At 33.3% G+C, this 13,792-nt stretch carries 15 protein-coding genes; 7 read left to right on the top strand and 8 right to left on the bottom strand.

The window, feature by feature from the left end; translation table 11 throughout:
• The first annotated feature begins 255 nt into the window (after positions 1 to 255).
• The 3 genes from ACFFVB_RS04165 to aroQ all read left to right on the top strand — a co-directional run bounded on the left by ACFFVB_RS04165 (position 256) and on the right by aroQ (position 2,064).
• Positions 256 to 846 carry a hypothetical protein gene (locus tag ACFFVB_RS04165; protein WP_382381454.1) on the top strand — a complete coding sequence of 197 codons (591 nt, stop codon included), beginning with the start codon at positions 256 to 258 and terminating at the stop codon, positions 844 to 846.
• 144 nt (positions 847 to 990) lie between these two features.
• Positions 991 to 1,566 (top strand): hypothetical protein, encoded by a 576-nt coding sequence (locus tag ACFFVB_RS04160; RefSeq protein WP_382381453.1) that lies wholly within the window; start codon positions 991 to 993, stop codon positions 1,564 to 1,566.
• Between the two features lie 81 nt (positions 1,567 to 1,647).
• Entirely contained in the window at positions 1,648 to 2,064 is a 417-nt protein-coding gene (gene aroQ, locus ACFFVB_RS04155) for a type II 3-dehydroquinate dehydratase (RefSeq protein WP_382381452.1), read from the top strand.
• Between the two features lie 54 nt (positions 2,065 to 2,118).
• On the opposite strand, the gene ACFFVB_RS04150 is transcribed toward aroQ, so the two are convergent.
• Both ACFFVB_RS04150 and ACFFVB_RS04145 read right to left on the bottom strand, forming a co-directional pair.
• Positions 2,119 to 3,096: a DUF438 domain-containing protein gene (locus ACFFVB_RS04150; RefSeq protein WP_382381451.1), complete on the bottom strand. Its 978-nt coding sequence runs from the start codon at positions 3,094 to 3,096 to the stop codon at positions 2,119 to 2,121.
• 103 nt (positions 3,097 to 3,199) lie between these two features.
• Positions 3,200 to 3,754, bottom strand: a complete 555-nt coding sequence (locus tag ACFFVB_RS04145) for a nitroreductase family protein (RefSeq protein ID WP_382381450.1) — start codon at positions 3,752 to 3,754, stop codon at positions 3,200 to 3,202.
• A gap of 405 nt (positions 3,755 to 4,159) precedes the next feature.
• Here ACFFVB_RS04145 and ACFFVB_RS04140 point away from each other — a divergent pair, with 405 nt between their 5' ends.
• The gene (locus tag ACFFVB_RS04140) at positions 4,160 to 4,798 is read left to right on the top strand and encodes a porin family protein (protein ID WP_382381449.1); all 639 of its coding nucleotides are present in this window, start codon (positions 4,160 to 4,162) and stop codon (positions 4,796 to 4,798) included.
• 389 nt (positions 4,799 to 5,187) lie between these two features.
• Here ACFFVB_RS04140 and lpdA read toward each other — a convergent pair whose 3' ends face one another.
• Entirely contained in the window at positions 5,188 to 6,564 is a 1,377-nt protein-coding gene (lpdA, locus tag ACFFVB_RS04135; protein ID WP_382381448.1) for a dihydrolipoyl dehydrogenase, read from the bottom strand.
• Between the two features lie 115 nt (positions 6,565 to 6,679).
• Here lpdA and ACFFVB_RS04130 point away from each other — a divergent pair, with 115 nt between their 5' ends.
• A complete protein-coding gene (locus ACFFVB_RS04130; protein ID WP_382381447.1) occupies positions 6,680 to 7,972 on the top strand; it encodes an NAD(P)/FAD-dependent oxidoreductase in 1,293 nt (430 codons plus the stop codon).
• Here ACFFVB_RS04130 and msrB read toward each other — a convergent pair.
• The gene (gene msrB / locus ACFFVB_RS04125) at positions 7,965 to 8,447 is read right to left on the bottom strand and encodes a peptide-methionine (R)-S-oxide reductase MsrB (protein WP_382381446.1); all 483 of its coding nucleotides are present in this window, start codon (positions 8,445 to 8,447) and stop codon (positions 7,965 to 7,967) included. The genes ACFFVB_RS04130 and msrB overlap by 8 nt on opposite strands.
• 121 nt (positions 8,448 to 8,568) lie before the next feature.
• On the opposite strand from msrB, the gene ACFFVB_RS04120 reads away from it, so the two are divergent.
• Together ACFFVB_RS04120 and ACFFVB_RS04115 are read left to right on the top strand one after the other, a co-directional pair.
• Positions 8,569 to 9,375 carry a M48 family metallopeptidase gene (locus ACFFVB_RS04120; protein WP_382381445.1) on the top strand — a complete coding sequence of 269 codons (807 nt, stop codon included), beginning with the start codon at positions 8,569 to 8,571 and terminating at the stop codon, positions 9,373 to 9,375.
• A gap of 66 nt (positions 9,376 to 9,441) precedes the next feature.
• Entirely contained in the window at positions 9,442 to 10,767 is a 1,326-nt protein-coding gene (locus tag ACFFVB_RS04115; RefSeq protein ID WP_382381444.1) for an MFS transporter, read from the top strand.
• A 54-nt stretch (positions 10,768 to 10,821) separates the two neighbouring features.
• Here ACFFVB_RS04115 and ACFFVB_RS04110 read toward each other — a convergent pair whose 3' ends face one another.
• From ACFFVB_RS04110 to ACFFVB_RS04095, 4 genes are read right to left on the bottom strand one after another with little or no spacing between them, the layout of a single operon-like run.
• Positions 10,822 to 11,556 carry a head GIN domain-containing protein gene (locus ACFFVB_RS04110; protein WP_382381443.1) on the bottom strand — a complete coding sequence of 245 codons (735 nt, stop codon included), beginning with the start codon at positions 11,554 to 11,556 and terminating at the stop codon, positions 10,822 to 10,824.
• Between the two features lie 21 nt (positions 11,557 to 11,577).
• Positions 11,578 to 12,663 carry a hypothetical protein gene (locus ACFFVB_RS04105; RefSeq protein ID WP_382381441.1) on the bottom strand — a complete coding sequence of 362 codons (1,086 nt, stop codon included), beginning with the start codon at positions 12,661 to 12,663 and terminating at the stop codon, positions 11,578 to 11,580.
• Positions 12,641 to 13,207 (bottom strand): hypothetical protein, encoded by a 567-nt coding sequence (locus ACFFVB_RS04100; RefSeq protein ID WP_382381439.1) that lies wholly within the window; start codon positions 13,205 to 13,207, stop codon positions 12,641 to 12,643. The genes ACFFVB_RS04105 and ACFFVB_RS04100 overlap by 23 nt, the downstream gene beginning before the upstream one ends.
• 12 nt (positions 13,208 to 13,219) lie before the next feature.
• Entirely contained in the window at positions 13,220 to 13,774 is a 555-nt protein-coding gene (locus tag ACFFVB_RS04095) for an RNA polymerase sigma factor (protein ID WP_382381437.1), read from the bottom strand.
• Between the last annotated feature and the right edge of the window lie 18 nt (positions 13,775 to 13,792).

The raw sequence follows: 13,792 nt of genomic DNA, 5'->3' as shown, positions 1-13,792 counted from the left end.
TGCCTAACCCTTTGTAACCTGAATACAATAGTATCTTTTAAAACATAAGTTTAGAGCTGTTTACAACATAAATATAGATTGATTATGATTCGTTTTTAATGATGAATTGTAATCTTTTAAGGCATTTGCTACTTCCCATTTCAAGGCGGAATAAACTGTACAATCCCGAATTATTAAACTGACAAATTGAATGGTAGTTATATGAAAATTTCGTAAATTTAGTATCCCCAATAATCTTCATAAACTTAATTATTCATGGGAAAAAGACTACTTACGACTGTTATTTTAACATTTTTTACTATCGGAATTATCGCTCAACCCTTAGTCATCGAACGCAATTATTTGTGCTTTAACGACTGGGAATCTACGGCAGCTTCTGGTTCATTTGGAGGGAGCAATGTGCAAGAAGGATTAAATGTTGGTTTAAGTCTATCTACACCTATAAGTAAAGCAAATAAAATAGTTCCTGTTGGTTTCCTTTTAGATGTGAATTTTTTAATTCAATCAGACAGAAATTTAGCTTTGGGTATTGCCTTTGGATATGGTTGGTATTTTGGAAAAGACACGGATGATACTTGGGGACCGATAACTACTGATTCTGAATTTAGATATGTTCCTTTTGCAATTGCTACACGCTATGCTTTAAATTCAGGATTAATTATTGGCGGAGATATTGGTTATGCTTACGTGTTTAGTAACGACTATACCGGTGGTGCGTATTATAGACCTGTATTTGGTTATAATTTTTCTAAAAAAATGCAACTAAATATATCCTATACAGGTATTGCAAATGATTGGATTTGGTCTGCCATAAATTTTGGAGTTACTTTAAACTTAAGTGATTAGAGAATATATCTTAAACTTTTCAATCTATCTGAATGATTACTTTATTTGTTTTAGAAATTAGGATTTTGATCTAAAAATATTATTTTTGATTCTAAATAACCATTTAAAATAGACTATAATTTTAAATCAATAATTTAAGATATTATGAAAAAAATTTACTTAGCAACCGTTTTCACAGTATTAATGGTATTTGGTGCGTTTTCTCAAACAGTAGTACGTACAACTACAACTAGTAATCAACAAACAATGTATAGAGCATTGCCTAACGGTCACGACGGTTTAAACGTAGGAGCTAGTTTTATGCTTCCTATAGATGTATTAAGTGATTATTCTTCTGCAGGTTTAGCTTTAGATATTAATTATTTATACCCTATTGCACCAAGTATAAATATGGGGTTTGCTACTGGATATAGTGTGGTTTATAATGATTACGATGGCATTTTTTCTGAGTCATGGTTTGCGGAAGACGTTCAGTTTATTCCTGTGTCTATAGCAACACGTTACATACCGACTTCTAAAGTGGAATTTGGAGCCGATTTAGGGTATGCAATTTCACTAACAGATGATTTATTTGATGGCGGATTTTACTACAGACCTGTGATTGGATTTAATGTAACAGATTTAATTCAATTAAACTTCTCGTATACGGGTGTAAGTAACAACAGAAGTTGGGTAACTTGGTCTACATTAAATTTTGGTGTCATGTTTAACTTGAACTAAATATAACCTACAATATAATTTTAAAGAGCGATTTTAACAATCGCTCTTTTTTTATGTCTTAATCTTTTTTACATTTACTCTATGAAGAAAATTTTAATTATAAACGGACCCAATTTAAATTTATTAGGAAAACGTGAACCTGCTATTTATGGAAGTTTAACGTTTACGGAATTTTTTGAGACCGTTAAGGAACGCTATACTACAGTCGAGTTATCGTATTTTCAATCTAATGTTGAAGGAGAAATAATAGATAAAATGCACGAAGTTGGTTTTAGTTTCGACGGAATCGTATTAAACGCGGCGGCTTATACACATACATCGGTTGCGATAGGAGATGCGGTTAAAGCTATTGAAACTCCTGTAGTGGAAGTTCATATCTCGAATACGTTTTCTAGAGAAGAGTTTAGACACCAGTCTTATATTTCTCCAAATGCTAAAGGTGTTATTCTAGGTTTTGGTCTACAAAGTTACGAGTTGGCAATAAAGAGTTTTATATAAACAAAGGGCACTTTATATAAAGTGCCTTTTGTCTTTTTTACTATAAATAGAAATCTAAGCCCAATCTAAAAGTCGTTTCTGACCTTCTAGCTTTTTAATATTGGTGATGTCTTGAGAAACTTCTAGCACGCCCTTATATGCTTTGTTATTATCGCGAATAGCGAAATATCTTATATATATTATTTGTCCTTTCATATCAAACCAGAAATCGGCTACATCTTGTCGGCCAGCTTTAAATTCTTCTAAAATTTTTAGAACGGTATCTACACTTTTTGGCGGGTGGCAAAATTTCACTTCACGACCAATTATTCCTTTGCTTCTTGGAAATACACGATTGTCTCCACGATTATAAAAAATCACTTTATCATTTTCATCGACATACGTTACATCAAAAGGTAAAACACGCAATAGTAAATTTACTTGCTCTGGTGTCATATAACCCTCATCGTAATGAAAAGTGTTATCTAAAGAGAACGATAAATCTGGTGCATTTGTGGCTTGACTAGGATGCTCGTAGGCGCGTTTAACGATAGCGGGATAGGGCATTGGTTTATTTGGTAACATCCAACCAATTTCTTCATCACCTTCATAAAATTCTTTCCAATCTGCTTCGCTTAATAAATCTATTGCATTCGGAAATAAACGCATTTTTTCAATTTCTAATAGACGTTTAATACCATCAGATAAATATGGCAAATCTTCTTTAATTTTAGAGATATTATGAGCTTCGTTATGTGTATTTAATAATCGAATTTGATCCCTTAAAGTATCATGAAACGACCACATTTGTTTAGTAGGTCCATACCATTCGTACTTTTCTAAATAGGGAAACAACTGATTTTCTTTACGTGCAAAACGTTTCTCTATGGTTGCTAATTGGTTAAAGATATTATAGTACTTCTGAAAGTCTTCAGACGGATTAACAGTATGTAATTCCTTTAATAAACCTTCAATTAATTTAGCCTCTTCAAAATATACACGCACAGGATGCCCTTCTGCTAATGTATCTATTACTGGTATAACAGTGTTCATAATATAGTCTTTATGCAATAAAAGATAAACTTGTCTTTTATTGCATAAAGATACTATCTTTCTCTTTTTTAAGCTTTGTTTAGAGCACTAAATATTTGATAAATTAAATCCATTCTACTTTATCCTCGATCGGTTTAGGGGTACGCTCTGGGGCTGTGTTGTCATAATAACCTAAATAGAAAAAGCCTATACATTTTTCATTTGCTTTCAAATTGAAGAATTCGTCCATCGTAGAAATTAATCCTGGTGAACTCCAATAAGCACCTAGTCCTAATTGTGTTGCTGTAAGCCACATATTTTGTACTGCCATGGCTGTAGATGCAATTTCTTCCCATTCAGGAATGCTTTCCTCCGGATCTCTTTCCATGCAGATTGCGATAATAGCACCTGCCTTCTTAGAATTTCTTTGAATTTTATTATACTTAAATTCTGAAAATTTATCGGCAGTTTCTTTAAATTTTTCAGAAAGAAATATGCCTAATTTTTCTTGAGAATGGCCTTGTAATACTTTAAAACGCCAAGGCTCTGTACGTTTATGTGTCGGTGCCCAATTCGCAGCTTCTAAAAGTTGATTTATAGTGTCTTTAGAAATGGGGTCAGAATTATATTGATCAGGAAAAACTGAGCGTCTATTTTTTATAAGGTCTTTTAATTCCATGTGATATCATTTTTTTCAAAAGTAAGAATAGAGGGGCTCATATTTATACTATTTCAAAAATATCGCATAAAATAGAGCGTTAAATAAAACTTTTAAATGAAATGAAATGGAAACGATGTTTCAGTTTTCATGTACTCTTATTTTTAATTTATGCTAATATGTGTATCAATTGAAAGATTTTTCCGTCTAAGATGATTTTATGATGACTCATGATTTTTGGCTTTAGTTTATAAAAAATCACAATGGAGTTAACAATTATTTCAATAGAGTTGACCCTTAAATATAATAATTACGATTCTTTTTTTGAAGAAACAAACATCTTGTTAATTTGATGTTAAGCCTTATTGTCAGTAGGTTTTCGGTCTTTAGATTTGTGCTTATAACCCAAATAAAACATTAAAAATTATGAAAAAATTAATTGTATTTACAGGAGCATTATTATTTGCATTAACATCAGGTTATGCACAATCAGATTCAAAAGCAGTACAATTTGGTGCAAAAGCAGGAGTGAATTTTTCTAAGCTTAGTGGAGATGATTTCCAAGATGTAGATTCAAGAACAAGTTTTAATGCCGGTTTACTTGCCGAAATTCCAATCTCTGAAAGATTCTCTTTTCAACCTGAGGTCTTTTACTCTGGTCAAGGTTTTGATGTCGTAGAGATAGACCAAGATAATATTTTTGATACCGATCAAAATGTAGAATATCAATTAGATTATATTCAAGTGCCATTGCTATTAAAAGTGTATTTAATAAAAGGATTAAGCGTTGAAGCTGGTCCGCAATTCGGATTTAAAATTCATGAAGAATTTGATTCAGAGCCAAATTCTGATGGAGGTGATTTCGAAATCGATAGTAACGACTCTTACGTTAAAGATTTTGATACAAGCTTAGCATTTGGTACATCTTATAAGTTTGATGGTGGTTTCTTTGTAAGTGCACGATATACTTTAGGATTAACCAATATATTTGAAGACGATACTGTTTTTGAAAATGTAGATGGTAAGAACGATGTTTGGCAATTTGGTTTAGGTTATATGTTCTAAACCGCACCACATATATGACATAAAAAAAGTCTCAGAATAGTTCTGAGACTTTTTTTTATGCTTTAAAGTTTTCTAGTTGTTTATACTGTTATGGGATCAAGAGCGATTGTTATGTTCTCGCCATGATAATCTCCAAACAATTTTCCATTGCTTTAATTGATCGTGTGATTCGTGATTATAAAATAATCTATATGCAACTCTGATAGCAATAGTTTAAGAACGTCTAATGATAAATTCAATGCGTTTCTATTTAACAGAAGTAAAACTATTTATCAATTCAGACACAACTTTTGAGAATAATCTCGTTTATGTACAAATGTAAATTGGACATAAAAAAAGGAGATTCAAATTGAATCTCCTTTTTTTATGGTAATAAATATTGTGTTTTATTAGATGTGAATTACTTCATCATAAGCAGCTGCAACAGCTTCCATTACCGCTTCACTCATAGTTGGGTGAGGGTGAATTGTTTTTAATACTTCATGACCAGTAGTTTCTAGTTTACGACCTAAAACAGCTTCAGCAATCATATCGGTAACACCAGCACCAATCATGTGGCATCCTAACCATTCGCCATATTTAGCATCGAAAATTACTTTTACGAAACCTTCTTTGTTTCCAGCAGCACTTGCTTTTCCAGAAGCAGAGAATGGGAATTTACCAATTTTTAATTCGTAACCTTTTTCTTTGGCTTGTTTTTCAGTTAAACCAACACTTGCAATCTCTGGAGATGCATATGTACAACCAGGAATGTTTCCGTAGTCGATTGGTTCAACGTGCATTCCTGCAATTTTTTCAACACATAAAATTCCTTCAGCAGAAGCTACGTGAGCTAAAGCTTGACCAGGAGTAACATCTCCAATCGCGTAATATCCAGGGATATTAGTTTGATAGAAATCGTTTACTAAAATCTTATCGCGATCTACAGCAATTCCAACATCTTCTAATCCGATGTTTTCAATGTTTGTTTTAATTCCTACAGCAGAAAGAATAATGTCAGCTTCAAGAACTTCTTCACCTTTAGCTGTTTTTACTGTTGCTTTAACACCTTCTCCAGATGTATCAATAGTAGTAACTTCAGCAGATGTCATTACATTAATTCCAATCTTTTTGAAAGAACGCTCTAATTGTTTAGAGATATCTTCGTCTTCTACAGGAACTACGTTTGGTAAGTATTCAACAATAGTTACATCCGTACCCATAGAGTTGTAGAAGTATGCAAATTCAACACCAATGGCACCAGAACCCACAACAATCATTTTCTTTGGTTGAGTCGGTAAAGTCATGGCTTCACGGTAACCAATTACTTTTTTACCATCTTGTGGTAAGTTAGGTAATTCGCGAGAACGTGCTCCAGTTGCAACAATAATATGGTCTGCACTATATACAGTACCATCTACATCGATTTTCTTTCCAGTTTTTAATGTACCATAACCTTCAATGACATCAATTTTATTTTTCTTCATTAAAAATTGAATACCCTTGCTCATTCCATCAGCTACACCACGGCTACGTTTTACAACAGCACCGAAATCTTTATCGAATTCTTTAACCGTTAAACCATAGTCGTCTGCATGTTTTAAATATTCGAATACTTGTGCGGATTTTAAAAGGGCTTTGGTAGGAATACATCCCCAATTTAGACATACACCACCTAAGTTTTCTTTTTCTACTATGGCAGTTTTAAAACCTAATTGAGACGCTCTAATAGCGGTTACGTAGCCTCCAGGACCACTTCCAAGAACAATAATATCGTATTTACTCATGATTAATTCATTAAATCGTTTACAGCTACGAATTTACGAAACCTATTCCAAATATTGTATTTAGATCCGATAAAAAATAGATCTTTTATTACCTTTGTTTTGTAACAGACTATATATGAATATAAACAGAACGAGTAATCCGCGCATTGTAATTGTTGGTGGCGGATTTGCAGGTGTTTCGCTTGCTAAGCAACTCTCTAAACAAGACGTGCAGGTCGTTCTGCTGGATCAGCATAATTATCATAATTTTCAACCCCTACTATATCAAGTATCTACCGGTGGATTAGAACCTGATTCTATTGCTTATCCTATTCGGAAAATCCTTAAAGATTATTCGAATTTTCAGTTTAGACTCGCTAAAGTTCTAGAAATAGATCCTATTGAAAGTAAAGTAATTACGGATATTGGGGAGTTAAAATTCGATTATTTGGTGATTGCTTCTGGTTCTGAAACAAATTTTTTCGGAAACGAATCTATTGAAGCACATAGTATGGCCATGAAAACCATTCCGCAAGCTTTAGATTTAAGAAGTTTGATTCTTGAAAATTTTGAAGAAGCTTTACTTACAACAGATTTGCAAGAACGTAATACATTAATGAATTTTGTAATTGTAGGTGCGGGGCCGACGGGAGTAGAGCTTGCAGGCGCTTTAGCCGAAATTAAAAAAGGTATTCTTCCAAAGGATTATCCTGACTTAGATACCCGATTGGCGCAGATTCACTTAATTCAATCTGGAGATCGGATTTTAAAAGAAATGAGCGATAAAGCTTCCGAAAAAGCTGAAGAATTTCTAGAAGAATTGGGTGTAAACGTTTGGAAAAATTTACGTGTTTCTGGTTACGACGGAAAAACGGTGACTACAAATTGCGATACGACTTTTGAAACAGCAACTATGATTTGGGCCGCTGGTGTAAAAGGGGCTAATATAAAAGGTATAGAAGGTGCCGATTTGGTATCTAGAAGTAATAGAATAATTGTTAACGCCTGCAATCAATTAAAAACCTATCCTAATATTTTTGCGATTGGAGATGTTGCACAGGTTGAAACTGAGACACATCCTTTAGGTTATCCTATGATGGCGCAACCTGCTATACAACAAGGAAAGCAATTAGGGCGTAATTTAAAACGACTATTGGAAGAGAAACGTATGGTTCCTTTTATTTATAAAGATAAAGGAGCAATGGCCACAGTAGGTAGAAATAAAGCTGTAGTAGATATGCCAAATTTTAAATTTCAAGGCATTTTTGCATGGTTTGTGTGGATGTTTGTACATCTTTTCTTTTTAATCGGATTTAGAAATCGGATGATTGTATTTGTGAATTGGGTATACAATTACATCCGATTTGATAGGGAAGCACGATTAATTATCCGTCCGTTTAAAAAGAAACTAAAATCTGATGTTAATTAGATTTAGGTATAAATTTTAAAGCCACACCATTAATACAATGTCTTTTTCCTGTTGTTTTTCTAGGTCCATCGCTAAACACATGACCTAGGTGGCCACCGCAAGTTGCACAATGTTCTTCGATACCGTACATGGCACTACCTCCAGAAGATGCAATTACATTACCATCAATAAACTTGTCGAAACTTGGCCATCCTGTACCTGAATCGAATTTATTTTCGCTTTCAAATAATGGGGTGTCACAAGCGGCACAAACGTATGTTCCTGGCTTGTAATTTTTGTCTAGCGGACTAGAAAAAGCACGTTCCGTACCTTCTTGTCTTAAAACTTTATATTGTAAATCGGTAAGTTCTGCTTTCCACTCGGTTTCACTTTTACTTACTTTATAAGTAGTCGCCGATTTAGATTCTTTTTTTTGAGAAAATCCTTGGCAAGTAAACAAACTAAAAGCTAAGCATAATAATAAAATAGATTTCATAATGTTTTTGTTTTATTTATATTGTCGTTTTATATGGTTATACTTACGGAAAAATTATACTATTAGTTTTTAGAATAACAAAGTTTTAGTGTTTTGTGATTTTAATTAAAAATAAATATTTATGAAAACAACTCTTCGTGTTTGCTTTTTAGCTAGTATGTTAGCTTTAAGTTCTTGTGCAACAAATCCGTTTACAGGGAAGCAAACTATGGCACTTGTGTCTAACGATCAATTATTTCCAACTGCATTTCAACAATACGATGAATTTTTACAATCAAATAAAGTTATTGAAGGAACGACTGACGCTGCCCGTATAAAACGCATAGGACAACGTATTGCAAAGGCTGCCGAGACGTATTTAAATGCAAACGGTTATGTAGGGTATTTAAAAGATTATAAGTGGGAATATCATTTAATAGAAGACGATCAAAAAAATGCGTGGTGTATGCCAGGTGGTAAAATTGTGTTTTATACAGGTATCTTACCCGTTGCACAAAGTGATGCCGGAATTGCGGCTATAATGGGTCACGAAGTTGCTCACGCTTTAGCAAACCACGGACAGCAACGTATGAGTGCGGCGTATATACAACAAGGTATTGCTATTGCTGGAAATGTGGCAATCACGGATGAAAAAAGTCGTGATATGTTTAATCAGTATTACGGAATTGGTTCTAATGTAGGAGCAATGTTACCTTTTAGCCGTAGTCATGAATCTGAAGCAGATAGAATCGGCATTGTATTAATGGCATTAGCAGGATATAATCCTGAGGCTGCACCGGCATTATGGACGCGTATGGAGTCTTCTGGCACGCCGGAACTTCTAAGTACACACCCAGCCAATGCAACTCGGATTTCAGCCTTAACCTCATTAGTTCCTGGTGCTATATCTGAAGCGAAGAAGTTTGGTGTAACAACATTTACAGAATAAACTTAGTAACTAGTTCTAAATTCACATCAGAGGACATTCAACTTTAGATTTTATATTTTTTACGACATGAAAAGTTATCCAAAAGGCAGTAAGAAATTATTAAATGCTTGGGCATTTTACGACTGGGCAAATTCAGTTTATACGTTAACTATAGCTTCAACGATTTTTCCTATTTATTATGGTGCTCTGTTTTTAACCGACAATAAACAGGTAAATGTTTTTGGAACAGATATCAAGAACACGGCGCTTATTTCGTTCGTGACTGCTTTTGCTTTTTTAGTGATCGCTTTTATGTCTCCAATCTTATCTGGTATAGCCGATTATATTGGGAATAAGAAAGTATTTATGAAATTCTTCTGTTATACAGGAGCTCTCGCGTGTATTGGTTTAAATTGGTTTAGTCTCGATTATATTTATGTGAGTTTGGCATTTTATTTTCTTGGTTTAATAGGGTATTGGGGGAGTTTAGTATTCTATAATTCGTATCTCCCTGATATTGCTTTTCCTGAACAACAAGATAGAATTAGTGCTAAAGGATTTTCTTTAGGTTATATAGGAAGTGTCTTATTACTGATCGTTAATTTAGCGATGGTAATGAAACCTGAGCTCTTTGGAATTACAGGAACTGAAGGTGAAGCCGCTATGAAAGCTATGCGCTACTCGTTTATAATGGTAGGAATTTGGTGGATTCTTTTTAGTCAATACACCTATTATATATTACCAAAAGGTGTTAAAACGGATAGAAAAGTAACGAAAGATGTGGTCTTCAATGGTTTCAAAGAATTGAAATTGGTTTTTGCAGATATCAAAGAAAACCTAAGATTAAAACGTTATTTAAGAGCCTTTTTTGTGTATAGTATGGCGGTGCAAACAATTATGTTAGTGGCGACTTATTTTGGAGAACAAGAAGTGGAGTGGGGCGGAGAACAAGAAAAAACAATGGGACTTATTGTGAGTATTTTGGTAATCCAAATTGTAGCGATTTTAGGCGCTTTTTTAACGTCTAGAGCTTCCGAGAAATTTGGAAATATCAGGACACTTATCGTAATCAACTTTATATGGATGTGTTTATGTTTCTATGGTTATTTTGTAGAAACACCAACTCAGTTTTATATCACGGCTATGTTTGTAGGTTTAGTGATGGGCGGAATTCAAGCATTGTCAAGATCGACGTATTCAAAATTTTTACCAGATACTAAAGACACCACCTCTTACTTTAGTTTTTACGATGTTGCAGAAAAAATAGGAATTGTAATCGGAATGGTTATTTATGGTAGTATCGATCAGATTACAGGGAGTATGCGGAATTCTATATTATTCCTTTTTATCTTCTTTTTAATCGGAATTATACTGTTATATCGAGTTCCTAGAGATGAAAAACAGAAACTTTAAAGCATAAAAAAAGCATCCGAATATGGATGCTTTTTTAGTTTTATACTTCAGATTCTATTGCATTTCTATACCTCCAGAACCAGACACCTTGGTGTCTTCTTTCTTAGGATTTCCTTTATAATCTATATCTCCCGATCCAGACACGCGACCTTTAAAAACTTCAGTGCTTATAACTTCAGCATCTCCAGAACCTGTAACAGAAGCGTCTGTATTTTTGGAGTCTAAACCATATCCATGAAAATCTCCAGAACCGGTAACATTAACATTTAGGTTTTCTGTTTTTCCTTTTAATGTTAAATCTCCTGAACCTGTCACACTTCCTTCTGCAGATACAGTTTCTATATCTAATATAACATCTCCAGAACCGGTAATGCTTACGTTTAAATTTTCGGTTTTAATAACATCTTTGCTTATAAGATCTCCAGAACCAGTTAGTGATACTTTAGAAACAGCTTCAAAAGGGATTGTAATTATAATATCTCTGTTATTACTTGGACTTAAACTTACGCCATCTTCGGTTTTTACAGTTAATGTATTCCCGTGTACTTCGGTTATGATATACTGTATTAAGTTAGATTCACCTTCAACTGTGATTTTTCCTTCAGTACCTTTTATAAGTATATAATTCATAGATCCTGTACAACTTATATTATCGTAACTAGAGGTTGATCTTTGGTCGGTAACAAACTCACCATTTCCTTGAATTCCTTTATTTATACTCACACAAGAGTTTAAAGTTATAATGGCTACGATTAATAAACTGGCTTTTTTTAAAATAACGCTTTTCATATGTTGATTAATTAGTTGAGGTTAATTTTTTATAAATGATACGCTTCCGTAATCTGAATTAATTTTTATGGTGTTGGTTGTGTTAGAACTTCCATAATGGCCTTTGTAATAATTGTTGCTCGATTCGGTGCGTTTCGAACTGAATTCAAAATCCTCTTGATCTCGTAAATCGGCGTAGTCCAAGTCTAATTCAAAATTAAAATGGTAATTCGGATCGTAGCCAATCTTGATGCCCACATAATCGGAATCGATATGTACATTGTTGGCATTTGCCGTCATGTTTTTTATTTTTATTGAACCGTAATCTGCAGTAATGTCTACCGATTTATAAACATCTCCAATTACAACGGTAAGGTAATCGCCATCGCCTTTAAAGTAGTTTACTTTATCTACTGTCATACTTCCGTAATCGCAATTGTAATCTACATTTTCTCCGATTTCTACTTTGCTATTAGTATAATCTGCTTCAATAAATAGTTTTTTTGTTTTTGCAACGGTAAAGCCACTATAATCGGCATTTATTGTTCCACTTTTAATGTATTCAAAATAAGAATTAGAGGTATAGTCAAATTCAATATCATTATTATCGGCCATCAATTCTTTGGTCGTTATCTTTCCATAATCGCAATTAATTTTTGCTCGACCTTCCAATTTATCTAGGTTAATTGCGCCATAATCGTTAGTTAAATCGACGTTATTGGTGATTGGCATTTTAACAATGTAATTAATTTTCATGTTCACATTATCGGCACCGTTCCAATCCCACCATTTCGATTTCGTTTTGCTAAATATGGTTTTTGCAGAAACATGACTTGGCGATCCGTTAAATTCTACAGAAATTTCTTTTAGTTTATTTTGAACTGTTTCCGAATCTCGACCATTAGTTGTAATGGTAATTTCAAAAACAATACGGTTTTCTTTCCATGTTATAATATCTAAATTACCATAACTGTTATCAATACTTAAAGTGGCATTACTATTTACAGAAAACTCTTTTTTAATAACACGTTCTTCAGTGTGCCTTTCCTTAATCGGATTGTTCGCTAAAGCTATAAATGGAATCAGCAAGAGCAAAAAAGTGATTTTATATGGTTGTTTGTTTCTCATGAGAAATATTTTTTAATTGTTTTACATTATCTATAGTTTCCATAACACTTTCTAAAATTTCAATTCGACTCTGAAAATTTGCAATCATGGCATAGATTACGCGTTTATCGTTACCACTTTTTGTTAAGTCTAATTTTAATTTTTCGTAATTTACTTCAAGCACATTTAATTGTTTTAAAGCATCTTGTATTAAGGGCTGCACTTCTGGTGCACTTTCTTTCTTTAATTGTTTTAATTCCTGAGTAATTGTTGCCGTGAAAAAGCTTTGTGTTTTAGCCATTTCTGGAGATACACTTGCTAAATCCGACGTATTATTATCTTTGGTTTTTAATGTAAATGTTAAGGTTATAATTAAAACCACAGTTGCGGCTACAGCAAGTAATGGTTTTAAAAACGGATATGTTTTTTTTGCAGGTCTAATGTTTATTTCCTGCTTTTTTAACTTGGCTAAAAACCGATCTTCATGATGTGTATTTGGGGTTGCAACATCAAAATCGTTTTGTAACGTTTTAAAAAGATGGTCTAAATTATCTTCTGGTTTCATAATCTATATGTTTTAAACGACGTGTTGTAATTTTTGTCTTAAACTTTCTTTTGCTCTCGAAATAGTTGTTCTGCAATTGGCGTAACTCACATCCATAATGCTTGAAATTTCCTCATAATCGTACCCTTCAATTAAATGCAACGTGAGTGCAATTCTGTAATTATCTTTTAAGGTATTCATGGTTTTTAAAACAACTTTGGCTTGCGCGTTGGCATCTTCATCTTGGTTGGTATCTACGTATGTATCTTCAACCTTATACATTACCGTTTCAAAAGGCACATCTTCATATTTACTATTTTTATTAAAATGATGAATACTATTGTTTACTACAATACGCTTTAACCAACCACCAAAAGTCTTAATGTCTTTTAATGTGTCTAGTTTTGTAAAAGCCGACAAAAATGAATCTTGCATAATATCTTCCGCTTCAAAACTGTTTTTTACAATTCTAAACGACGTATTATACATGGCCTTATAATATCTGTTATAAACTTCCAATTGTGCAGATTGGTTTCCTGTTTTACAGAGTTCTACAAGGGTATCTATATGTTGGTTGGTTAGTGACAATTACAATTATGATCAAGT

Origin of the sequence: Formosa undariae (assembly GCF_042427615.1) — a bacterium.
Taxonomy (GTDB): domain Bacteria; phylum Bacteroidota; class Bacteroidia; order Flavobacteriales; family Flavobacteriaceae; genus Formosa; species Formosa undariae.
This window is presented reverse-complemented; position numbering and strand designations above follow the sequence as displayed.

Excerpts from the sequence above, each read along its gene's own strand:
- ACFFVB_RS04160 (WP_382381453.1), top strand. The coding sequence starts at position 991 with ATGAAAAAAATTTACTTAGCAACCGTTTTCACAGTATTAATGGTATTT.
- aroQ (WP_382381452.1), top strand. The coding sequence starts at position 1,648 with ATGAAGAAAATTTTAATTATAAACGGACCCAATTTAAATTTATTAGGA.
- msrB (WP_382381446.1), bottom strand. The coding sequence starts at position 8,447 with ATGAAATCTATTTTATTATTATGCTTAGCTTTTAGTTTGTTTACTTGC.
- ACFFVB_RS04145 (WP_382381450.1), bottom strand. The coding sequence starts at position 3,754 with ATGGAATTAAAAGACCTTATAAAAAATAGACGCTCAGTTTTTCCTGAT.
- lpdA (WP_382381448.1), bottom strand. The coding sequence starts at position 6,564 with ATGAGTAAATACGATATTATTGTTCTTGGAAGTGGTCCTGGAGGCTAC.
- ACFFVB_RS04165 (WP_382381454.1), top strand. The coding sequence starts at position 256 with ATGGGAAAAAGACTACTTACGACTGTTATTTTAACATTTTTTACTATC.
- ACFFVB_RS04105 (WP_382381441.1), bottom strand. The coding sequence starts at position 12,663 with ATGAGAAACAAACAACCATATAAAATCACTTTTTTGCTCTTGCTGATT.
- ACFFVB_RS04100 (WP_382381439.1), bottom strand. The coding sequence starts at position 13,207 with ATGAAACCAGAAGATAATTTAGACCATCTTTTTAAAACGTTACAAAAC.
- ACFFVB_RS04110 (WP_382381443.1), bottom strand. The coding sequence starts at position 11,556 with ATGAAAAGCGTTATTTTAAAAAAAGCCAGTTTATTAATCGTAGCCATT.
- ACFFVB_RS04140 (WP_382381449.1), top strand. The coding sequence starts at position 4,160 with ATGAAAAAATTAATTGTATTTACAGGAGCATTATTATTTGCATTAACA.
- ACFFVB_RS04120 (WP_382381445.1), top strand. The coding sequence starts at position 8,569 with ATGAAAACAACTCTTCGTGTTTGCTTTTTAGCTAGTATGTTAGCTTTA.
- ACFFVB_RS04150 (WP_382381451.1), bottom strand. The coding sequence starts at position 3,096 with ATGAACACTGTTATACCAGTAATAGATACATTAGCAGAAGGGCATCCT.
- ACFFVB_RS04130 (WP_382381447.1), top strand. The coding sequence starts at position 6,680 with ATGAATATAAACAGAACGAGTAATCCGCGCATTGTAATTGTTGGTGGC.
- ACFFVB_RS04115 (WP_382381444.1), top strand. The coding sequence starts at position 9,442 with ATGAAAAGTTATCCAAAAGGCAGTAAGAAATTATTAAATGCTTGGGCA.